The sequence below is a fragment of the Clostridium bowmanii genome, assembly GCF_018861315.1.
Lineage (GTDB): Bacteria > Bacillota > Clostridia > Clostridiales > Clostridiaceae > Clostridium_AD > Clostridium_AD bowmanii.
Genome location: NZ_JAHLDL010000027.1, coordinates 34,736 through 57,309 on the forward strand (window position 1 = coordinate 34,736; position 22,574 = coordinate 57,309).

Below are 22,574 nucleotides of genomic sequence, written 5' to 3' on the forward strand. Positions count from 1 at the left end.
TTACTAGCTAATTTGACTAGTCTCAAATACTAGAGTTTTAATCACAACGGGAACCACACAATCTCCAGCTATTAGTTTTCCTATATCAATATAATCCCCTTCATTTATTTGTACCTGATCAATACAAACAACATTACAATTTGGATTTGTTGCTTTTAGCGTCTGCCCTAGTACCTTTGCACAATCCTGTTCTAAAACAACAATTACAGGTTTACCTATTTGTATGATTTTATGAAGTCCTTTTAAAATACCTTTCGCTATTATACGAGTATCTGCGAAAGACCAATATCCATTATCTTCAATGGCTATTGCAATATTTTCAATTGAATCCTCCTGATACAAATTTTGTATACTCCTCTTAATAAAATCACCAATTTCATATTCATCCAATGGTAATTTGCCCATAAAAGGCTTAATTACAGGTACATTTTTTAAAGGTAGAATTTGATTATTAACAACAATCGTACTTCCACTTACGTCCACCGTTTGAGATCCTGCACCAATTACAGTTGCACGAATGGTTTCTGTAGGTTTTACAAGTTGGAACTCTTGTCCATCAAAACATATCTTAATTTCTTTTCCAAGCATTGGACCTATGTCACCAAATATCACTGTATCTTTTATATTATCTATTGTATTTTTATCATATACAAAATCAGCAACACCTCCTGATATCATTACAACATCAATTTTATAATCCAATCTTAATCTTTGGGTCATAAGCAAAGTTTCTGATAAACGAGATATTTTACCCTCTGTTATACATTCCAAAACAACTTGACTCATTTTGCTACAAACCTTTTTAATGTCCTGAGTCGTAATTTCTTCTCCTACACTAAAATCCAACAAACATTCTGTAAAAATAGATTTCATAGGCTCAGTTATATAAACTATTTTTCCCTCATTTTTATCTAATTTTAAAAGTCTACCTCCTACGTTTATACAGCAAGAGTCAATTGACCTTCCATTTTTAAACACACCTACATTAGAAGTTCCTCCTCCAATATCAATGTTTGCCACGACGCAATAATTTTTCCTTGAATAATCACTAGCACCAGAACCCTTTCCTGCAATAATAGCTTCCAATTTTCCACCTGCGGTTGCTACCACAAAGTCTCCCGCAAGTCCTGCGATTTGCTCAGAAATTTTCCTTGCATTTTCTTTCTTAGCTGTTTCACCTGTAATAATAACAGCTCCTGTTTGAATATCTTCTGGTTTAACTCCTGCCTTATCATATTCGGTTTTTATTAACTCAACGATTTTTTCAGTATCTATCAATGAGTCGTTTAAAAAAGGTGTGAAATGTATCTGACTTTTGTATACTACTAATTTATCTGTAATTTGCATTCTAGGTACTATAGTTCCAGGAGCAACATTTTTTACCGTAAGCTGGCTAATTACAAATTGGGTTGTACTTGTACCAATATCAATGCCCACACTCTTTATTTTTTCGTAATTTTCAGTAGTCATTCTATCACCTTACTTATTTAATGAGTTGAGATAATTTTATTCCGCTAGCCTTATTTTCTAATATTTTTTTTACAACTGTAGCCATATGCGCACCCGCCTCTGTTGGAGGTGTACCGCCCTTGTGTATATTTGATATTACGGTTCTATCTGCTTCAACTGTATTTGAACTTGGTCTGTATATCATATAAGAACTCATACTTTCAGCCGTTACTAGTCCTGGTCTTTCTCCTACAAGTTCAACCACTACATCACAGTTAAGTAGCATTCCAATCTCATCTTCCACTCTAACTCTTCCATATTTAACAAAGAACGGTGTTCCCACACTTAATCCTTCTGATTTTAATCCTTGTATTAAAGCAGGTAATACATCCGCCACATTGGCTTCAATTGCTGTAGAACTTAATCCATCCACAATAATAATCTGAACCTGTTTTCCACTTTCACATTTTTCAAGGATCATTTTCTTTGATTCTTCACTTAATCTTTTTCCAAGTTCCGGTCTTTTTAAATATTCAGCCTTATCCACAACCACTGTTACAGTTTTAAATAAATTATTTTTCTCTAGGAAATCATCACTTACATCCATAAATACAGCATCTTGCGCTGCTGCATGGTCTGCTAGAAAATTTAATAATGTAGAGGTCTTTTGTCTAGCCCCACATCTGCCAACAGCTATTCTTGCAGGTGTTGCACTTCTCATTATTTTCAATGCTTCCATGTTATGAGGGTTTTCAATTTGTATTTTTTCTTTACTTTCAAGTTCAACTGGCAAATCGTCATTGGTTTCTAAACTATGAATGCTACTTTTTATGGTATCTTTTATTATATTTTCACTGTTTTTAATAGTCCCCCTTTGATGGAGTTCTTTCAAAACTTTATCAATAATCATCTTTTCCGTTTGATTGTCCATATGCTTTGTCCTCCTTATTTATCAAATAATGAAGGGTCTCCTGCAATATCTGTTAGTTTGCCATCCTTCATTACCCCATATTGTTCTAACCATTTTTCAAATTCTGGAGCAGGCCTAAGTCCTAGTATTTCTCTAATACTTGCATCATCATGGAAACTTGTATCTTGATAACTGAGCATACAGTCGTCCCCTCCAGGAACACCCATGAAGAAGTTAGCACCTGCCATAGCACACAGCATTGTCCCAATCTCTTGGTCATCCTGGTCTGCTTTCATATGATTAGTATAACAAGGTGCTATCCCCATTGGGATTCCATGAAATTTACCCATAAACAAGTCTTCAAGATCTGCCCTTATAACTTCTTTACCACTGTAAATTGTTTCAGGTCCAATAAACCCAGACACGTTGTTTAGCATAAATGGATTATATCTTCTGGCAAGTCCATAGCATCTTGCTTCCAGTGTCATTTCATCCACACCGTGATGTGCATCTAATGAAATTTCAGATCCCTGGCCTGTTTCAAAGTACATTACATTAGGTCCTGCAGAAGTTCCAAGTTTTAACGCCATTTCTTTTGCCTGATCTAGCATGCTAACGGAAATACCAAAAGCATCATTGGCTAGTTGCGTTCCTGCAATACTCTGAAAAACAAGATCCACTGGTACTCCCTTTTCTAATGCCTGCATTTGTGTTGTAACGTGCGAGAGTATACAGCTTTGTGTAGGAATCTCATATTTTCTTATTAACTCATTCACTGCACTCATAACCCTCGTGTAATTTTCAATATTATCCTCTACTGGGTTAATTCCAATAACTGCATCTCCACAACCATATGATAGGCCCTCTTTTATAGATGCTAGAATTCCCTCAATATTATCAGTGGGATGGTTAGGCTGATTTCTAAAAGATAAGGTCCCAGGAATTCCAAGTGTAGTATTGCAATGGGACTGAACTTTAATTTTCTTTGCAGCATACACAAGGTCTAAATTGGACATTAGTTTTGCCACCGCCGCTATCATCTCACTTGTTAGTCCTCTGCTAATTTTCAATAAATCCTTTTGAGTTGTATGGCTATTTAAAATGTATTCTCTTAATTCTGAAACACTCCAATGGCTTATTGTATTATAAATAGTAGTATTAATTCCATCTATAATAACCCTTGTGATTTCATCTTTTTCGTAGGGAATTACAGGATTTTCAAATATATCTTTTAAAGTAAGATTTGCTAAACATAGTTTTGCAGCTACTCTCTCTGTTGCACTTTCTGCTGCAATGCCAGCCAATGTATCTCCTGATTTCTCATTATTTGCCTTTGCTAGCACATCACGGACAGAGTTGAATACAAAGATTTTATTATTAATTTTGCTTTTAAGGTTCAATTAAATCCCTCCTTAAAGTGATTTGTTTAACGCACTATTAATATAACTTTTTAAACTTTCAATCCCTTCACCAGTAATAGATGAAACTTCAAAAACAGGACCTTTAAGACCAAGTTTATTTAAAATTTTTACCGAATTTTCAATATTTGAATTTGGGAAATCTATTTTTGTTACAATACCAATGGTTGTGCCGGAAAAGGACCGAGCAAATCCAGGAGGGAAAATTGATTTTTCACTACTAGCATCCTGAGTAAACAAAATTAGCTTTGCCTCCTGTGCTGTACTCATAATTGCTGTGTACATTCTAGGATTCTCCATATATTCCCCTGGTGTATCAATCATAAAAGAACTGTACTTCAGTGTTTGTGTCTTTGATGGCACACCAGTTTGTCCATTTAAAGCCATTATTAATGTTGTTTTGCCGGAATCAATTGCCCCTACAAGCATCATTTTTTTCATAATTAGGACTTCGTTATTGGGCAAGATGTAAACTTAAGTACATCTCCCAATAAGTTACTGATGGCTTCCAGTGACGCTTCAACACTTGCAACATCACCTGAAATAATAAGTGCTCCTGTAAACCTATCCAAAAACCCAATACTAACATCTCCGGCCTTTGTTGCGATATCCGCTGCAATAATGGCACTTTCCCCTGGAGTAGCAGTTACAATTCCTATGGCTCCTCGTTTTTCAACACCTAATCTTTCATATAATTCATCTACTGGTTGAGCAATAATATGCAAAAGAGTAAGTTGTTTCCCTGGAACATATTCCTGTATAACTCTCTGTTTTTCTTCATTCATATTTTCCCCTCCAAACAGTGTCTACTTTAACTCCGCCCAATTAGCTGGATATGTGACATACATGAATTTCGCATAATGTGGAACACTAAATTCAATTGTTGAGTTTTTAGGAATATAAATCATTTCCCCTTTATTTCCCACAACTTTTCTTCCGTCAATATTTATCTCTAAAGTTCCATCTATAATATAATCTATTTCATCGTATTTTAATGTCCAATCAAAACGTGTCTCTTTCATTTCCATAAGACCACATCCAAGTCTTGGACTTTCTTCTAGTGTTACAATATCCTTTAAAAGTACATTATCTCCTTCTTTACCAGTTTCAAACTTGTCCATTTTTACAGTGTCTAATTTAACTGACATTACTCCACTAACATCTACATGTTTTTCAAATTCGCATTTTTCCACTGATAAACTTTCTGCTAATATTTTTCTAACCATGTCTTCAATTGATTTTTTATCTATATTTTCCAATTTAATTCCTCCATTCATAACTATTTAAATTTATATTAAGATTCAACCGACTTAGATTTTTTAATATTCACATTTACATTTTTTGAAAGTATAAAACAAGCTAAAGCAACTGCTGTAACTCCACCAATTAATTTTGCAACTATCATAGGAAATATCATTCCTTTTTCTACTCCAGCAACAAAACCTAAATGATCACCAAATACAAAGGCTGCACTAACTGCAAAAGCAACGTTTATTACCTTACCTCTATCATCCATGTCCTTCATCATTCCAAACATAGGTATATTATTTGCAAGACTTGCAACCATTCCTGCTGCTGAAATATCATTCATACCTAGTAGTGACCCCATCTTCATAAGAGGTTTTTTAAATACTTTTGTTATAACAAAAACCATTGGGAAGGCTCCTGCAAGAACTATTGCAATAGAACCTACTATAGCTATACCATCTGATAATGGTGCCATGCCAGGAATAATAACCAATCCTGTTAAAGTTTCTATTATTATAGCTACAAGTCCTATTGTTATAATAATAACTACACCTTTTCCGAAAACACTAAAACCTTTTATCATTTTTTGAGGAATTAACCATAATCCTACAGCTATTAATGCTGCAACTATTATTATTGGCACAAGATTTTTTAGCACCATTGTTACTCCAAACCCAGCTACAATTCCTCCTATAAATGCTCCAATAGGTATTGTTATTATTCCTGCAAGAACGCCTGTTGCTAAGAACTTATGATCTTCTTTTCTAATTATTCCAAGAGCAACGGGTATAGTAAATACAATAGTTGGTCCCATCATAGATCCTATAATTACACCTGAAAAACTAGCTGCCTCTGCTGTTTGTGCAAGTTCTTTTGCAAGAGGATATCCACCCATATCACAGGCCAGCAACGTAGTAGCAAACATAGATGGGTCTGCCCCCAGTGCAGTATAAATTGGAACTATTACAGGCTTTAATACACTAGCAAGTACTGGTGCTAAACAAACTACACCAACCATGGCAATAGTTAATGAACCCATTGCCATAAAGCCCTCTTCAAATTGTTGTCCTAAGCCAAATTTATTTCCTATACACTTATCTATTCCACCTAAAACCATGAAAACAACCATCACATATATAATAATTTCATTTATCCCCATATTTTTCTCCTTTCATATACCTAATTATTTTGTTTAATATAATCAACAGGTGTTCTTTTCATTTTAAGAATTCTGAATCAACTTCCAGACTATCTATTATACCTACTATAACAGCATCTATAGGCACATCTTGTATATTTAGGGATGCCCTTGCAGAGCTGCCTTTAGTCACTAATACACTCTCACCCACACCAGCGCCTACCATATCTGCGGCAACAAAAATTGTACTTTTGTCGCCTTCTCCAGCTTTAGATGGTTGAATAACCAAGAATTTTAATCCATTTAACTTTTCATCTTTTCTTGTAGCCCAAACATTGCCTATAACTTTACCAATAATCATTACCTTCCTCCCTTAGTTGCGAACTATTCTATTTATCTTTTTTGTTAGTTAGCTGCTGAATGGTTTAGAATCTTTACTATACTCTATTTATTTGTAATCGTTTTATTCTTACATAATCTTGAGCAAGTGGGGTTAATATAGCCTTCTTAATTACTTTTACTTCCTTTATTCCATTCAGATATAGTTTTTTCAGATCTGATTCTGTAATAAGTCTTTTGTTACTTATTTCTGCTACTTGATGATCTTGTAGTGTATCCCCTGAAACCACTATTTTACCTACCTCTTCAAATTTACTATTCATATCCTTGCTTGATGTCATACCTTGACTGTTTACTATGCTTGATTCTATTAAACTATCTTTTTGTGCTAAATCCACATTGCAATTTGTACCCATTTCCATGTTTTTTAATAAATCATGCTCATGGACTACACTAGCTCCATAAGACATAATTTTACATTCGTATTGTTTATATAAATTATATAGTGCTTCATTAGCATTTGTTGAATATTTTCTATATTGAATTCCCTCTTTTAATATATAAAGCTTCTTAGCATTAAATAGTGCCTCTACTATAAATTCTTGCACATTATCATTACATAAACCCAGTGCCATTGATGCTAAGCCTTTATTACATAAATTTGTAACTATTATATGTTGATAGTTTCTAAGGTTTATATCTTCTTCATCATAAATATGAACCTCATATTTATGTTCTAAAAGCTCTTCAACTATTGTTAAATCTTCGCTGCATGAACCTATTACCAATATCTTTTCTTTATCCATTGCAGTATCAGCTGCACTCTCTGGAATTCTCTTCATAACTTCCTTTATAACCATGTCCACTAGTTTTTCTATATCCAATTAAATCACTTCCTTTATATCAGCTTTACAATGTTTTATAATTCTCGCAGTGGTGTCTTTATTATATCCACATGCATTTGCTTCATCATAATCTATATGCATAAAGGTTCTATAATTTTTATTTACCCTAATTACAACATCATCAAAAATTAACGGTCTTTCTCCAAGTACCTGTGCTTTAACTATCTCTTCATCGCGAACCTCAAATACTTTTGCATCTTCTGGTGATAAATGTATGTGACGTTTTGCAACTATTAAGCCCTCCTTAATTGTTAAAGACGCTTTATCCGAAGTTATGGTTACACCTGAACTACCTTTTAATTTCCCTGATTGACGAATTGGAGCTATTATTCCCAAAACAAGAGCATCACTCTTAGATATTTCTACCTGTACTTCGCTTCTTTCTGGCCCCAGCACAACTACATTCTTAATTGTCCCTTTAGGACCAGTTATGCTAACCCTTTCATTGCATCCATATTGGCCTGGTTGTGATAATTCCTTTGCCTTTGTTAATTTATAATCCACTCCAAATAATAAATCAATGCTCTCCCTTGAAAGGTGAAGGTGCCTTCCTGAAGCTTCCACTGTAATCTGAAATCTTTTACCTACTCTTTTTACAACTTCTTCTACAATATAATCAATGTTTATTTCTGTCACCCATGCACCTCCACTATTTATATTTTCCTGATAAGAACTTAAACATCATTACATATAAACAGCTACTTAATCTATTTAAATATCTAATAATATCCTCCCTTGTTATCTCTCCATCAATATCTTTAAATGCCTTAAAGCTACATATTTCAACTTCCCGAGCATTACTTCTTATAGAATTAAGTGCAATTACTATTTCACCCATTTTATAACTTGGCATAAAATGCTCCATATTAAAGTACTTATTAGGATTATGTGATATTTCTCTAAGTTCATCCTCACTCATTCCTATAAGAGAGAATTCAGGTAATTTTTCTTCTAATACTTCTGCCCTTAATATATTACGTACAAAACATAGAATTTCCTCTAAGTCCTTTGCTACACCTTCATTTTGAAGCTTTGATGCCATTACCTGCACTTCCAAAATTTTAGACTGAAGACTATCAAGACGTCCTCTAAACTCTATTCTTCTATGATCCTTAGGTACTAATTTATTCCCATATAACTGTGTCATATGCTCTGGCTTTTCCTCTACATAGCCACCTTGAAGACATATAAATTTAGGAAAAATCTTTCCTTCAGCTTCCTTCATACCGTCAGAATCACTTTGTTTTTTTGCTCCCAAGGTATCAACTATTACCAGTTTAATGTTTCTATCTTGTAGATATTGCTTTGCAGATGGTGTAATAATAACACCCTTTACTACTTCATATTCTTTAATATCTGTATTTTTGAGTTGTTTTCTTAGTTCACTTTCAGTTAGTAAACTCATATAATTCACATCCCCTTAAGAAGGTTACATATAAACATACTATCCTCTACAGCTTTTTAATTTGTAGGGATAGTACCTTTTGTAATATTACTCTTCTACTTCTGATTTTACTTTTGGAAGTATTGCATCTACTTCAGCATGTGGTCTTGGAATTACATGAACTGAAACTAATTCTCCTACCCTCTCTGCTGCAGCAGCGCCTGCATCAGTGGCTGCTTTAACAGCTCCAACATCTCCTCTAACCATTACAGTTACAAGTCCTGCACCAATTAGTTCTTTTCCTACTAATGTAACATTTGCAGCTTTAACCATAGCATCTGCCGCCTCAATTGCACCTACTAGTCCTCTTGTTTCAATCATTCCTAATGCATTTGTACTTGCCATTTTATATTCCTCCTAAAATTTTATTTTATATATATTAAAATTATCTATATTAGTTATTTTTATAATTTTTCTCTCAATTTTTCCATAACTTTTCCTACTATTTTATTTATAGTGTCTTCATTTGAATCTTGCTTGTTCATATTGGAATTGTTGTTACTTGTATCTACTAAATCCTCTATTTCACAAGTTCCATAAGCTAACCTTCTTATATTTAATAGGTTCATAGGACCAACATTGTCAGAAGTTGCACTTCCACCAACTGCCCCACAGCCTAGTGTTAAAGCTGGTACTAAACTTGTAGTAGCTCCTATCCCCCCTAGTGAACCTGGAGTATTAACTAATAGTCTTGAAACAGGCTTTTTAAGTGCGAACTCTCTAATTATAGCTTCATTATTTGAGTGTATTATAAGAGTATGTCCTGCTCCTTCATTGTTTAAGATATCAATACATTTCTCGCAAGCCTTTTTCCAGGTTTCTTCACAATAAAAGCCTAAAATGGGAGCTAACTTTTCTCTTGAATATGGATACTTATGTCCTACATTTGTTTCCTCAGCTATAAGTACTCTTGCCCCAGTTGGAACATTTAAGTTGGCCATTTTGGCTATAGCTTCCACACTTTTTCCTACTATTTGAGGGTTCATTGAACCATTACTTCTAAGTATAAATCCGGAAAGTCTATCAGCTTCTTCTTTATTTAAAAAATAAGCTCCTTGCGCTTTTAACTCTGCTATTACTTTATCTTTAGAACAAGCTTCAACTACTATAGATTGTTCTGAAGCACAGATAGTTCCATTATCAAAGGTCTTACTGTCTAAGATTCTCTTTACTGCTAGTGGAATATCTGCAGATTTTTCTATGAAAGCTGGTCCATTTCCTGGTCCCACTCCTATAGCTGGATTACCTGAACTATAAGCTGCTTTAACCATAGGTGTACCACCAGTTGCCAGTATTAATGAAATATCACTATGCTTCATTAACTGCTCTGTACCTTGCATGGTTGGCACAGACATACATCCAATAGCTCCTTCCGGTGCCCCTGCATCCATTGCTGCCTGGGATATTATTCTCACAGTTTCCAATATACATTTTTTAGCCATTGGGTGTGGTGAGAAAACTATAGAATTTCCTGCTTTTATAGCTATCATTGCTTTATATATAGCTGTAGAGGTAGGATTAGTTGATGGTATAAGTCCTGCAATGACTCCTACTGGAACTGCTATTTCAACTAATTTCTTATCTTTATCTTCATTTATTATTCCTACAGTTTTTAAATCCTTTATATACTCGTAAACTGCTTTGCTAGCAAAAGTGTTTTTAACAATTTTATCTTGCCATTTCCCAAAACCGGTTTCTTCTTCTGCCATTTTACCTAACTTTTCAGCATTTGTGTAAGCAGAGTCACAAATAGCTTTTACTATTTTGTCAATTTCACTTTGGCTCATTTCACCAAGTTTTCTTTGAGCTATCTTTGCTTTAGCTATAAGGCCTCTAACTTCTTGAATAGATATTAAATCAATATCCACTACTTATCCCTCCTTTGATAAAATAGAATAAGTTCCTCTATAAGTGTATTTTTTTTAGCAAACTTAATCTGTTTCTTAGTCATATTATCTAAGCTAAGACTTCTTGCTAAGGTTCTTAGTTCATATACTTTTTTACTTTGTAATTGCTTTTTTAATCTTGTAATCATGTCTAAAATGTTAGATTCAAATTCTGTCTCTTTCATATCTTGTGTTTTTACTTTTTTATTAATAATATCCCACACTGATGTGTCTGGCCATGGAATTACATGTACTAATACTGAAATATTAAATTTTTTAATAGCAACCTCAGCAGCCTCAACAGCTACTATAACTGAAGAAACATCACCCTGTATCTTTACGGTAACTAAACCTCCTCTTATTATTTCACAACCAATGAGGTTTACATTAGCTGCTTTAAGTGCCGTATCTGCAGCTTCTACGGCCCCAATATAACCGTATACCTCAATTAATCCTAAGGCTCCTTTATACATATGAATTCCCTAACTTAATAATTTGTAGGATTATCAGCTACAAATTGGACTGCTGCAGCAAAAGCATCACAAGCTGCTTTGCAAGCTGATTGACTACCTGTAAGTAATGCTCCACCAAAGTTAGTTTCTGATGGCGGTCCGTAGAAAGTTACTAATTTAACATCTGCTGCTTTCAGCGCTGCATCTAATGCATACATAGCTTCAAGTGGAGGTGCTATTAAGTAAGCTATGGGCTCTCCTTCCCTAATGTTGGCACTTTTTGATAGGTAACTTCCTGTTCTTGATATACAGTGTGTATAATATACTATTGTGTCATCCTCATTAGCACTTGTAAAACTTGCTCCATTTTCTATAAAATCAAGAGCAGCATTTAGTCCACTTCTAATCTCTGCTGGACTTGGTCCAGCCATTATTCCTATGACTTCACCTGCCAGTTTTGTATTTGCATTTGCAGAACCACCATACATTGATTTTGCGTATACAATCTCTACATCTGCAGCTTTTGTAGCTTCATCTAAAGCTGTATAAGTAACATCATCTATATCTGCTGTTAGAATCCCTAAGCTCTTCTGATGTGGAGCTAAATTAAAGGCCTCTACTAAATCCGGACTCACATTTGATATTATTTTCACACCTAATACTGTTGCACGAATAGCTTCATTTTTCATGTGATTTACCTCCCAATTAAAATTTTATTACTATAATTTAAGGTTTACTCCACTTGCTTTCTTTTCAAGCATTATTTTTATAATCTCAGATATATGTGCACCAGCCTCTACTGGAGGAGTCCCACCGCTATGAATGTTTGATACAACTGTTCTTCTAGCTTCTGGCATATTTACAGTGGCTTTATATGCTATATATGCACTCATACTTTCTGCTGTAACAAGTCCTGGTCTTTCACCTATAAGTACACAAGTTACATCAGCTTCTAAGAGTTCAGACACTACATCCATAGCTCCTACTCTTCCATTTTGAAGAAAAAATGGAGTTCCTACAGAAATTTTGTAACCCTCCAGGCCCTGTATCATAGCTGGAAGTACATCACGAACATTGGCTTCTATTGCTGCAGAGCTTAATCCATCTGATACATATATTTGTACCTGTGGCCTCATCTTACAGTTGTCTTTTATAGCTTTAATACCCTCTTTATTTATCCTTTTCCCAAGGTCTGGTCTTGTTATAAATTCATCTTTATCTATACATTCTGTTTTAACAGAAAACAAATTCATTTCCTTAAGAAATTCCTCTGAAACATAGGAGAAAACGGAATCTTGAGCTGCCGCATGGTCTGCTCTAACTCTTAAAGCAGTCTCTGTTTTATACCTAGGCCCGGCTCTCCAAATACCTAATCTTGCTGGAGTAGCTTGTTTCATTTTCAAATATCCCTTAGCATCTGCTGGATTTGGAACTAAAAGTTGTTTCTTAATATCCACTTCTGTAATATCATCAATAAATCCATCTTCAACCTCTTCTAAGTTAATATTTTCAGCTTTATTTGCAGCTTTTGTACCTTTCGCTGTCATCTCAAGTAACACCTGTTCAACCAATTTTTTTAACTCATTTTCTGATACCATTATTTTTGCCTCCTCTCATTATTTAAGAAATACAGATGCATCTCCTGCTATACTAGTTAATTTTCCATTATGTGAGAATCCCATCTTTTCCATCCAAACATCAAATTCTTTTATTGGTCTTAAATTTAATAGTTCTCTTAATGTTGCTATTTCATGGTATCCTGTAGTCTGGTAATTAAGCATTATATCATCCCCATGAGGTACCCCCATAAGATAATTACATCCAGCAGTTGTAAGAAGTACCGATAAATTTTCAACATCATTTTGATCTGCTTTCATATGGTTTGTGTAACAAGCATCAACACCCATTGGTATACCAGTTAATTTTCCCATAAAGTGGTCTTCAAGACCTGCTCTTATTACTTCCTTACTATCATATAAATACTCAGGTCCTATAAAACCAACAACCGTATTAACTAGGAATGGGCTATATCTCTTAGCAAATCCATAACACCTTGCTTCCATAGTCAATTGGTCAACACCATAATGACTATCTGAAGATAGTTCTGAGCCTTGTCCTGTTTCAAAATACATTACATTAGGACCGGATCCTGTTCCCTGCTTAAGTGCTAACTGCCTTGCTTCTTCAAGCATATCTGCAGTTATTCCGAATGCTTCGTTTCCCTTTTGAGAACCGGCTATACTTTGAAAAATCAAATCTGCAGGTGCTCCACGTCTTATAGCTTCCATTTGTGTTGTTACATGAGCGAGTACACAGTTTTGAGTTGGTATTTTCCATTTGTTTTTAAACTCCTCAAAGGTTTTAAGAATTCTGACAACGTTTTCAATAGAATCGTCCACTGGATTTAATCCTATAACTGCATCACCAACACCATAAGTTAATCCTTCCATAACAGATGCTATAATACCCTGTGGATTATCTGTAGTATGGTTAGGTTGAAGTCTTGCAGATAAGGTTCCATCTACGCCTATTGTTGTATTACAATGCGCAGTAATTCTTATCTTTTTTGCACCATAAATTAGATCTAAATTTGACATTAACTTAGTTACTGCAGCTACCATTTCACTAGTAAGGCCACGGCTTGTCCTTTTAATATCTTCACCAGTAGTATTTTCATCCAGTATCCACTCTCTAAATTCAGATACTGTTAAATTTTTAATTCCAGCATATATCTTTTCATTAACGTCATCTTGAATTATTCTCGTTACCTCATCTATGTCATATGGTACTGCTGGGCAATTTCTTAAATCCTCTAGTGTTAAATGGCTTAAAACTACCTTCGCTGCTACCCTTTCCTCTGAAGTTTCTGCCGCAACCTTCGCAAGCTTATCTCCTGATTTTTCTTCATTTGCCTTTGCCATAACTTCCATTATTGATTTAAAATCATACACTTTTCCGAATAACTTTGTTTTTAATTTCAAGATACTTCACCCCTCTTATTTTTTTGAGTTAAATATTAGTGTTTTGATTATTACTGGAACAACCCTTCCATTTGCTAGAGGTTTACCTATGTCTATGTAATCCCCATTTTCCACATTTATAGTGTCAATACAAATAACTTCTTTCTTGAAGTCAAGTTGTCTATATAAAGTTTGTCCAAGTACCTTAGCTATATCATTTTCCACTATTAAAATAGTGGGAAAATCCTCTTTTAAAATCTCCTCCAGACCAGAAATCAAAGTCTTCGCTAGTATTTGCACCTCCTTAAAGCTGGGATTTAGTTTTCCCTTTATAGCTATAGCTACTGGTTGAAACTCTTTTTCTAATTTAAACCACATAAGTTTTTCCTTTATAACCTTAACCATGTTTTCATAACCTGAATTTTCTTCTTCCTCTGAAAGTTTTAATATTGGAAGGTTTTTAATTGGGAACTTATCTTCTGTATATGTTATTGTACTGCCACTAATATCTGTTGTATGAGAACCCGCCCCTACAACAGTGGCTCTTATAGTTTCAATAGATTTTCTCACCTTAATTTTAGTACATAAATTTGATTTGCTAATAGCCATACCAAGCAATATACCTATATCTCCATACTTAAACAAATACTTAGTGTTCGGATTGTAAACATAATCAGCAACTCCTCCAGAGAAGGTAATATACTCTATTTCTATATCATCCCTAATTCCTTTATTGGTAAGTATTTTTTCATAGAAGTCGCTCTTTTCTCTTATATTCACACTTTCCTCTAAAAGTTTAACCATTTCATCGACTACAATGTTTAAAGCCTCAAGGGAAGGCTTCTGCCCTACTTCTATAGGAATGTTCTTTAACTTAATTAATTCCTTTATCTTTTCTGCAATATATAGAATTTTACCAGAAGCCTCATCAATTTTAATAAGCCTTCCACCTATGTCTAAACAGCCTGTATCTAAAAGCTTTCCCTCTTTGAATACTGCAATATTAGTAGTACCTCCACCCACATCCAAGTTAATTACAGTGGCATCCTCCTCCTCAGAAATTTTATCTGATCCAGCTCCCCTAGCTGAGATTATTGATTCTAAGTCAGGCCCCGCAGTAGCTACAACAAACTCTCCTGCAAGTCCACTTAATTTTTGCAAAACATCATTAGCATTTTGCTTTCTAGCTGTTTCACCAGTTATTATAACAGCCCCAGTTTTAACATCTAAGGGCGCTATTCCAGCTGCGAGGTACTCTCCTTCTACTAATTCTCTAATCTTTTCACCATCTATTTCCCTGTGAGATTTAAGCGGTGTAAAATATATTTCACTTCTATATATAATTTTCTTATCCACAATGGATATTCTAGGTATAGAAAAATTTGAAGCTAGGTTTTCTATAATTATCTTGCTAAATACAAGCTGTGTTGTAGACGTACCAATGTCTATACCAACACTTAATATTTCTTCTCTCATATCAATTCCTCTTTTCAAATATCTATATGCATTTTAGAAGCACATTTTAAGGAACAAAAAGGCTTAAAGTCATTTATAAAAAATAACTTTAAGCCTCATTGCTTACCCCAGAAACACTCCATTGTGTTTCGGTTATCCATATTAAATTATAAAGTAGATAATTCTTAAAATAACACTTAATTATCGCCACTGATAATAACTCTAGATCAATATCAATATCAATATCAATATCAATATCAATATCAATTAAATTTTAATTTTTAAAATCAAATAACACCTTAGTTCCTCTCGAATCTGAAACTATATTGATATTTCCATTTAGCTTGTCCTTAACTATGCTATTTACTATACTAAGCCCTAAACTGTTTTGTCTAACATTATTGATATCATATCCTATACCATTGTCAACTACTGCAATTGTAGAATAAATTTTGCTTTTTTCGATTATAAGATCTATATTCCCAAAATGTTTATCTATAAAAGCATATTGCATAGAATTTTGGAGTAATTCATTTACTACAAGTGCAATTGAAGTTGCTTTATCAGAACTTAATTTAAAATTATCACCAATTACATTTACTTCAATATTTTTATTAACTGCATTAAAGTATCTTATAGCATTATTTTTTATATTAGAAATAACCTCTTTTATGCTTACTTCATCCAAACCTTCCTTAGATAATAATTCATGAGTAGTCGCTATACTTAAAATTCTATTCATGCTTTCATTTAATGCATCTTTAGTCTGCTGATTATCACTTCTTCTTGCTTGAAGTCTAAGTAAACTTGCTATAGTCTGCAGATTATTTTTCACTCTGTGGTGAATTTCTTTAATAGCTACAGATTTTAAAATTAGCTCCATCTCTTTTTCCTTCATAGTTGTTATATCCTTAATCATAGTAACAAGTTTTAAATTTTTATCAGTTAGCACTATTCTTTTAACATAAAAAAATAGTTTTCCTAAATGCACTTCGCATTCATTCTGCGCAGGAGAACTAATTCTCTCCTTAAAGTTGATATCATCTAAAGCTAAATTATTATAATCCATACCTATTAGGTTTTCTTTGTACCCAAGTTTTTTGTACAATAAATCAGCAGTACGATTTTTAGACCTAACGACGCCTTCCTCATCAAAAATAATAACAGCTTCATCTAAATGATCTGTTATACTATTTTCAGGTTCTGTTATGGATATTAATGTATTAGTTAACTGCTCATAAGATTCTGTCAGCATTTCCATATGCTTATTTTTATTCAACTTTTCTGTTATGTCCTTCTCTACTATTAGTACCCCTATAATTTTGCCTTTGTTTTCTATAGGTGACACTGTTTGCCTAACATTCATATTCTCTTGAGTTAAAGCCTTAAGATCTTTGGTAACTATTCCAAGATCCAATGTTCTAAGCACAGCAGGTTCATTTTCTCTTAATGCTAACTCACCTACTACAGTTTTTTGATACATAGATGGTCTATTAATAGGTTTTGCCTCAGCAACAACTATAGCTTCATCAGCATCTCTAGTTGGACAATCTATAAAGACATCTGCATTTACAATATCAGATATAGATTTAATGCAAAATGACATTCGTTGTATTTTTAAAATATCATCTTCATCTAAATTTGTGTATGCTCTACATAATTCATATATGTTTTCGCTAATCATAAGTCATTATTATAACCTCAGCTATATCCCTCATTGAACACCTTTTATTCATACTAAGTTTTCTAATCTGGTCATAAGCAGCTTGTTCAATAATTTCGCTCTTTTCCATCAATAATCCTTTAGCTTTTTCAATAGTTTTTCTTTCTTCTAGCTTACTGCATACTCTTTTGATATCATTCTTTATTTTTTTTATTTCTGCACACTTAGATATTGCTACCTCTAAAGTTGGAATAAGTGTTTTTTCATCTATCGGCTTAACTATGTATGCTATAGCTCCCACTTTGGTAGCTTTTTCTACAAATTCTTTTCCACTATATGCCGTAAGTAACACTACCCCAATAGCTAAATTTTCATTTTGAATTATTTTAGCCGCGTTTAGTCCATCAAGAAGAGGCATCTTTATATCCATAAGCACTAAATCTGGTAAATGTTTTCTGCACAATTCTAATGCATCAAATCCATCTGAAGCTTCTCCTACAACATTGTATCCATCAGCTTCTAACATTTCTCTTAAATCCATCCTTGTAATAGGCTCATCATCGGCTATTACTAATCTTTTACTCATCTTTCACCTCTTAAAATTAAAATAACTTTAAAAACTCAAGTTGAATGATAATTCTTAAATTTACACAAAAATATAAATTTATTTAAGAGTCGCACACCATTGTGCTCCTATATACTAAATATTACACTTCTTAATTTAATATGTCAATGTAAAAGACGAAATATTTGCAATATTTCAAATACAGTGTTTATTAAAAGATTTCTTGAATTTATTTTTAACTTACTTATATTCCCAAGGGTCAGGCCCCCATATCAATCTCCAAAACTGTTTGCAAAACTACGTTTATGCCTCTCCAGCATTCTTCAACAGATGTAAATTCAGGTTCACAATGGCTATGCCCATCCTTACTTGGAACAAAGATCATAGTAGTAGGTACAATTTCCGCTGCAAACTGTGCATCATGTCCCGCACCGCTGTACATTCTTTTACTGGTATAGCCATATGCATCCGCGTTCTTCTGAACCAAGTCCACTAATTCCTTATTAAATTCAATTGTGTTACGGGCCCATGCCTCTTGATACTTCACTTCACATTTATCAAATGTCTTAGGCATATTTTTGATTATTTCAACAACCTGTCTAATAACTTCCGGATTCTGATGTCTTACATCTAATGAGAAGTCAACCAAGTCAGGAATAACAGTATGTACACATGGATGGCAAAGAATTTCGCCTGTTGTGTAAACAAGATTGCTATCGAGCTTATCAAGTTCTGTATGTAGATATTTAATAGCAGAAGCCGCAGCCAAAAGGGCATCTCTTCTGTAGGACATTGGTGTAGTTCCTGCATGATCAGCCTGTCCATATGTGCTGATTCTGTAGTTAACCATTCCTACAACACCTTCTACAACACCAATTTTCTTCTTTTCAGCTTCAAGTACAGGCCCCTGTTCTATATGTAGCTCCAGCATTGCTATGTAATCTTTAGGATTGAATCTGTTAAGAGCATCACCTACGTATCCGCTCTCCTCCAAAGCCTCGCCGAAGGTCTTTCCCTGGGAACTCTTAGAACTCAGCATCTCGGCCTTATCAAACTTGCCGCAAACAACCCCGGAAGACATCATCGCAGGTGGATAAAGCGACCCTTCTTCATTGGTCCAAATCATAGCTGTAATTGGATGCCTATGAGAAATTTTTTCTAAGACAATTGTTTCAATTACTTCCATTGCTGCAATAACTCCAAGTATCCCATCATAGTTACCACCATTTCTAACAGAATCACAATGTGATGCCATTACTATTCTAGGAAAATCAGCATCCGTTCCCCCAAGAGTTGCATACATGTTTGCCATATCATCGGTTACGATTTCAGCACCAACTGCACTCATTCTCTTTACAAACTCTTCTCTTGCCTTAAGTGCTTCTTCCGACAAAGAAAATCTTGTGATACCTCCAGATCCTGCATCACCAAACATGGAGAATGTTTCAATTTTATTTTTCACTCTATCTTTATTGCAAGTTAACATATTACAAGCCTCCGTTTTTAATTTTCCCTAAGAATTTAATTATCAAGCAATTGGTTAGCATCAATATATTTCCAATCATTCCCAGGGGTCAGGCACCATCCATCTATTACCATCTTTCTATTATAAATTCAATACATCTTTTACCGTATATAAACCAGGTTCTTTTCCATATATAAAAGAAGCTGCATCGCATGCTCCCTCAGCAAAGCATTCCCAGTTGTGGGCATGATGCGTAATTTCTAGTCTCTCACCTTGAAGTCCAAATATCACGGTGTGACTACTAGAAATATTTCCTGCACGAATGGAATGATAGCCTATGGTCCCAGGTACCCGAGAACATTCGCCCTGTCTTCCGTAAACTGCAATTTCCTTTAGAGATTTATCAAGTGCCTTTGCGATAACTTCACCCATTTCTTTTGAGGTTCCACTAGGAGCATCCTTTTTGTTTCTATCATGCATTTCAATAATTTCAATATCGGAAGTATTACCAATGGCACTTGCTGCGATTTCTAATAAGGAATACATAAGATTTATCACTCTTGACGTATTGGCGGCATACACTATTGGAATTTTTGTGGAAATTTCCTTTATTCTAGCTAATTGATCTACAGAAAATCCAGTAGTACCGCAAACTACAGCCTTTTTTGATATCAATGAGCTTTCAAATACCTCCATAGATGTGGCTGGATTACTATAATCAATAATCACATCACATTCTTCAATTACATTTTCAAGGTCATCTACAACACTCACAGCAATAACTTCTCCAAGGTTACACACAATCCCCAAATCTTTATTGATGTATTCTCTTCCCTTTGGACCAATCCCATAAATAAGTTTCATATCAGGTCTTGAAGTTGCTACCTTTACGATGAGTTTACCCATTTTACCTTTAGGTGCAATTACAATAAGTTTCATAGTACATACTTCCCCTCTCTTCTTTTCAGTGTATCCATGAAAGAATACACTATCTTATATAAAAACAATATTATATTTATTCTACTATATCTTATCTATTTTAAAAAGTTTCTTTCTATTAAATTGTAATTTATTGTTCTATATAAAGTTTAAAACACCTATCAAATTGATTTTTACAATTTGATAGGTGTCTTATAGTTTACTAAATTATTTATCCTTTTATAACTGTTAAGAGCATTTGAAATCTCACGCGCGCTTCAAGTCCATGAGGAACATTGGAAGGCATTATTATTGTCTCTCCTGCTTTAACATTAAAAATATTATTATCTATAGTAATTTCTGCTTCACCATCTAATATTTGAACTATAGCATCTCCAGGAGTTACATGAGTACTAATACCTTCTCCCTTATCCAATGAAAATATTGTAATGCTCACAGTTGGTGTCTGCGAAATAGTTCTACTTATAACCTGAGCCTCTTGATAAGATATTAAGTCCTTTAAATTAATCACTTTTGAAAATTCTATGTTTTTAACTAAACTTTTCATATTGTTACCTCCTTAAGTTTCTGGTTTCTATTCCTTGATTATAGTATACCTCTATTAGTAGTAAAAATCCGTAACTTACGTTACAGTTTTTAATAATTCCTTGTAAAAATAAAAATTAATTCTCAATATCTGCAACGTACTAATCTATAAGAATCTAAAACATCACTATTTTGACCGATACTACATAAGTTATCATATTTTAAAGCCATTTCAAAATTTCCACACTTTTTCCTTGTAAAGCAGTAAAGTATAATGATATAATGATAAATAAATTTACTATAAATTATAAATTATGAGAGGACTGGTTTAATTATGGATACAAAATTAGAAAAAAAGTATGGATTGATTACTGCAATAGCAATGGTTGTTGGCATTGTTATTGGCAGTGGAGTATTTTTCAAGGCTGAAAAAGTATTAACTGCAACTGGAGGAAGTCTTACACTGGGTATTTTGGCTTGGGTTATTGGCGGTGTTATAATGATTTCTTGTGCCTATACTTTTGCTGTAATGGCAACTAAATATGAGAAAGTAAATGGTATAGTAGATTATGCAGAAGCTGCTATGGGTGAAAAATATGGATTTTATGTTGGCTGGTTCATGGCACTAATTTACTATCCAACATTGACATCAGTTTTAGCATGGGTTTCAGCTAGATATACCTGCGTATTATTTGGATTTTCAATTACAGGTGGAGAGTGTATGACTATTGCATGTCTATATTTGATAGGTAGCTATGCACTAAACGCATTATCGCCAGTTTTAGCTGGTAAATTTCAAGTTAGTACAACTATTATAAAACTCATTCCACTAATTTTAATGGCTATAATTGGGACAATCGTAGGTATCAATAGTGGCATGACTATGATTAACTTTACAACAGTAGTAAAAAAAGTAAATACCGCAAATGCATTATTTACAGCAGTTGTTGCAACAGCCTTTGCTTATGAGGGTTGGATAATTGCTACAAGTATCAATGCGGAATTAAAAGATGCAAAGAAAAACCTTCCACTTGCTCTTGTTGGAGGAACATTTATAATTATGGCTGTTTATATTCTTTACTATATAGGACTAGCTGGAGCCGTAACCAACGAAGTTATGATGAAAGGTGGAGAAGCAGGAGCTAAATTGGCATTTCAAAAGATATTTTCTTCTGCAGGTGGTACTCTAGTATTTGTTTTTGTTATTATTTCTTGCCTTGGAACTTTAAATGGATTAATGCTAGGATGTACTCGTGGTATTTATTCATTAGCAGCAAGAGGCTTTGGGCCAAAACCAAAAATATTTAAACAAATAGATAGTGAGACTAATATGCCAACAAATTCATCTATACTAGGACTACTTCTTTGCGCTATATGGTTGTTATACTTTTACGGCGCTAACTTAACAAAACCTTGGTTTGGATTCTTTTGTTTTGATTCATCAGAATTACCTATAGTTACTATTTATGCATTATATATTCCTATTTTTATTATGATAATGAAAAAAGAAACGGATTTAAGTTCATTTAAAAGATTCGTAATGCCTAGTATTTCATTAGCAGGATGCGTGTTCATGATAATTGCTGCTTGTTTTTCTCATAAAATGGCAGTTGTTGCATATCTAATTATTTTCGCAATTATAATGGCTATTGGTGCCATGTTTTCAAAAAAAGCAAATCTTAAAATACCATCTAAAATAGGACTATAGACTAAACCTGAATGAGCACCAGCAGCTATTATACCAGCTACTGATGCTCATTCTAATATTTACAGAAATTCTATTTTTCCTATGACCGTTCTTATAATTTTGCAA

At 33.9% G+C, this 22,574-nt stretch carries 24 protein-coding genes; 1 reads left to right on the forward strand and 23 read right to left on the reverse strand.

Going from position 1 to position 22,574, the window contains the following annotated elements; genetic code table 11:
- Window positions 1-3 precede the first annotated feature (3 nt).
- From KPL51_RS16655 to KPL51_RS16765, 23 genes are all read right to left on the reverse strand, one after another.
- Window positions 4-1,470: an ethanolamine ammonia-lyase reactivating factor EutA gene (locus tag KPL51_RS16655; RefSeq protein ID WP_216163813.1), complete on the reverse strand. Its 1,467-nt coding sequence runs from the start codon at window positions 1,468-1,470 to the stop codon at window positions 4-6.
- A 13-nt stretch (window positions 1,471-1,483) separates the two neighbouring features.
- Window positions 1,484-2,380 carry an ethanolamine ammonia-lyase subunit EutC gene (gene eutC / locus KPL51_RS16660; protein ID WP_216163815.1) on the reverse strand — a complete coding sequence of 299 codons (897 nt, stop codon included), beginning with the start codon at window positions 2,378-2,380 and terminating at the stop codon, window positions 1,484-1,486.
- 14 nt (window positions 2,381-2,394) lie between these two features.
- Complete coding sequence (locus KPL51_RS16665; protein WP_216163816.1) at window positions 2,395-3,759, reverse strand: ethanolamine ammonia-lyase subunit EutB; 1,365 nt, start codon at window positions 3,757-3,759, stop codon at window positions 2,395-2,397.
- 12 nt (window positions 3,760-3,771) lie between these two features.
- The gene (locus KPL51_RS16670) at window positions 3,772-4,218 is read right to left on the reverse strand and encodes a EutP/PduV family microcompartment system protein (RefSeq protein WP_216163819.1); all 447 of its coding nucleotides are present in this window, start codon (window positions 4,216-4,218) and stop codon (window positions 3,772-3,774) included.
- Window positions 4,219-4,220: 2 nt separating this feature from the next.
- The gene (eutS, locus tag KPL51_RS16675) at window positions 4,221-4,562 is read right to left on the reverse strand and encodes an ethanolamine utilization microcompartment protein EutS (protein WP_216163821.1); all 342 of its coding nucleotides are present in this window, start codon (window positions 4,560-4,562) and stop codon (window positions 4,221-4,223) included.
- 21 nt (window positions 4,563-4,583) lie between these two features.
- Window positions 4,584-5,036 (reverse strand): EutQ-related cupin domain-containing protein, encoded by a 453-nt coding sequence (locus KPL51_RS16680; protein WP_216163822.1) that lies wholly within the window; start codon window positions 5,034-5,036, stop codon window positions 4,584-4,586.
- Window positions 5,037-5,071: 35 nt separating this feature from the next.
- Window positions 5,072-6,184, reverse strand: a complete 1,113-nt coding sequence (eutH, locus tag KPL51_RS16685) for an ethanolamine utilization protein EutH (protein ID WP_216163824.1) — start codon at window positions 6,182-6,184, stop codon at window positions 5,072-5,074.
- A 58-nt stretch (window positions 6,185-6,242) separates the two neighbouring features.
- Window positions 6,243-6,524 (reverse strand): EutN/CcmL family microcompartment protein, encoded by a 282-nt coding sequence (locus KPL51_RS16690; protein ID WP_216163826.1) that lies wholly within the window; start codon window positions 6,522-6,524, stop codon window positions 6,243-6,245.
- A gap of 76 nt (window positions 6,525-6,600) precedes the next feature.
- On the reverse strand, window positions 6,601-7,386 hold the full coding sequence (locus tag KPL51_RS16695) for a hypothetical protein (protein WP_216163828.1): 786 nt from the start codon (window positions 7,384-7,386) through the stop codon (window positions 6,601-6,603).
- On the reverse strand, window positions 7,387-8,043 hold the full coding sequence (eutD, locus tag KPL51_RS16700; protein ID WP_224854391.1) for an ethanolamine utilization phosphate acetyltransferase EutD: 657 nt from the start codon (window positions 8,041-8,043) through the stop codon (window positions 7,387-7,389).
- 13 nt (window positions 8,044-8,056) lie between these two features.
- A complete protein-coding gene (locus KPL51_RS16705; protein ID WP_216163830.1) occupies window positions 8,057-8,812 on the reverse strand; it encodes a cobalamin adenosyltransferase family protein in 756 nt (251 codons plus the stop codon).
- Window positions 8,813-8,899: 87 nt separating this feature from the next.
- Window positions 8,900-9,196, reverse strand: a complete 297-nt coding sequence (locus KPL51_RS16710) for a BMC domain-containing protein (protein WP_216163832.1) — start codon at window positions 9,194-9,196, stop codon at window positions 8,900-8,902.
- A gap of 59 nt (window positions 9,197-9,255) precedes the next feature.
- Window positions 9,256-10,719 (reverse strand): acetaldehyde dehydrogenase (acetylating), encoded by a 1,464-nt coding sequence (locus KPL51_RS16715; RefSeq protein ID WP_216163834.1) that lies wholly within the window; start codon window positions 10,717-10,719, stop codon window positions 9,256-9,258.
- A complete protein-coding gene (locus KPL51_RS16720; RefSeq protein WP_216163836.1) occupies window positions 10,719-11,210 on the reverse strand; it encodes a BMC domain-containing protein in 492 nt (163 codons plus the stop codon). Before KPL51_RS16720 ends, KPL51_RS16715 begins: the two co-directional genes overlap by 1 nt.
- A gap of 14 nt (window positions 11,211-11,224) precedes the next feature.
- A complete protein-coding gene (gene eutL / locus KPL51_RS16725; protein WP_216163838.1) occupies window positions 11,225-11,878 on the reverse strand; it encodes an ethanolamine utilization microcompartment protein EutL in 654 nt (217 codons plus the stop codon).
- Between the two features lie 30 nt (window positions 11,879-11,908).
- Window positions 11,909-12,787 carry an ethanolamine ammonia-lyase subunit EutC gene (gene eutC / locus KPL51_RS16730; RefSeq protein ID WP_216163840.1) on the reverse strand — a complete coding sequence of 293 codons (879 nt, stop codon included), beginning with the start codon at window positions 12,785-12,787 and terminating at the stop codon, window positions 11,909-11,911.
- An 18-nt stretch (window positions 12,788-12,805) separates the two neighbouring features.
- Window positions 12,806-14,170, reverse strand: coding sequence for an ethanolamine ammonia-lyase subunit EutB (locus KPL51_RS16735; RefSeq protein WP_216163842.1), 1,365 nt, complete (start codon window positions 14,168-14,170; stop codon window positions 12,806-12,808).
- A 15-nt stretch (window positions 14,171-14,185) separates the two neighbouring features.
- Window positions 14,186-15,625, reverse strand: a complete 1,440-nt coding sequence (eutA, locus tag KPL51_RS16740) for an ethanolamine ammonia-lyase reactivating factor EutA (protein ID WP_216163844.1) — start codon at window positions 15,623-15,625, stop codon at window positions 14,186-14,188.
- Between the two features lie 253 nt (window positions 15,626-15,878).
- On the reverse strand, window positions 15,879-17,288 hold the full coding sequence (locus tag KPL51_RS16745) for a sensor histidine kinase (protein WP_216163845.1): 1,410 nt from the start codon (window positions 17,286-17,288) through the stop codon (window positions 15,879-15,881).
- Window positions 17,281-17,853: an ANTAR domain-containing response regulator gene (locus KPL51_RS16750; RefSeq protein ID WP_216163848.1), complete on the reverse strand. Its 573-nt coding sequence runs from the start codon at window positions 17,851-17,853 to the stop codon at window positions 17,281-17,283. The genes KPL51_RS16745 and KPL51_RS16750 overlap by 8 nt, the downstream gene beginning before the upstream one ends.
- Before the next feature lie 238 nt (window positions 17,854-18,091).
- A complete protein-coding gene (locus KPL51_RS16755; RefSeq protein WP_216163850.1) occupies window positions 18,092-19,318 on the reverse strand; it encodes a Zn-dependent hydrolase in 1,227 nt (408 codons plus the stop codon).
- 120 nt (window positions 19,319-19,438) lie between these two features.
- A complete protein-coding gene (gene dapB / locus KPL51_RS16760; RefSeq protein ID WP_216163852.1) occupies window positions 19,439-20,236 on the reverse strand; it encodes a 4-hydroxy-tetrahydrodipicolinate reductase in 798 nt (265 codons plus the stop codon).
- Between the two features lie 211 nt (window positions 20,237-20,447).
- Window positions 20,448-20,783, reverse strand: a complete 336-nt coding sequence (locus tag KPL51_RS16765; RefSeq protein WP_216163854.1) for a cupin domain-containing protein — start codon at window positions 20,781-20,783, stop codon at window positions 20,448-20,450.
- 312 nt (window positions 20,784-21,095) lie between these two features.
- Between KPL51_RS16765 and KPL51_RS16770 the strand changes: the two genes are divergently transcribed.
- The gene (locus KPL51_RS16770) at window positions 21,096-22,469 is read left to right on the forward strand and encodes an APC family permease (protein WP_216163856.1); all 1,374 of its coding nucleotides are present in this window, start codon (window positions 21,096-21,098) and stop codon (window positions 22,467-22,469) included.
- Window positions 22,470-22,574: the final 105 nt, after the last annotated feature.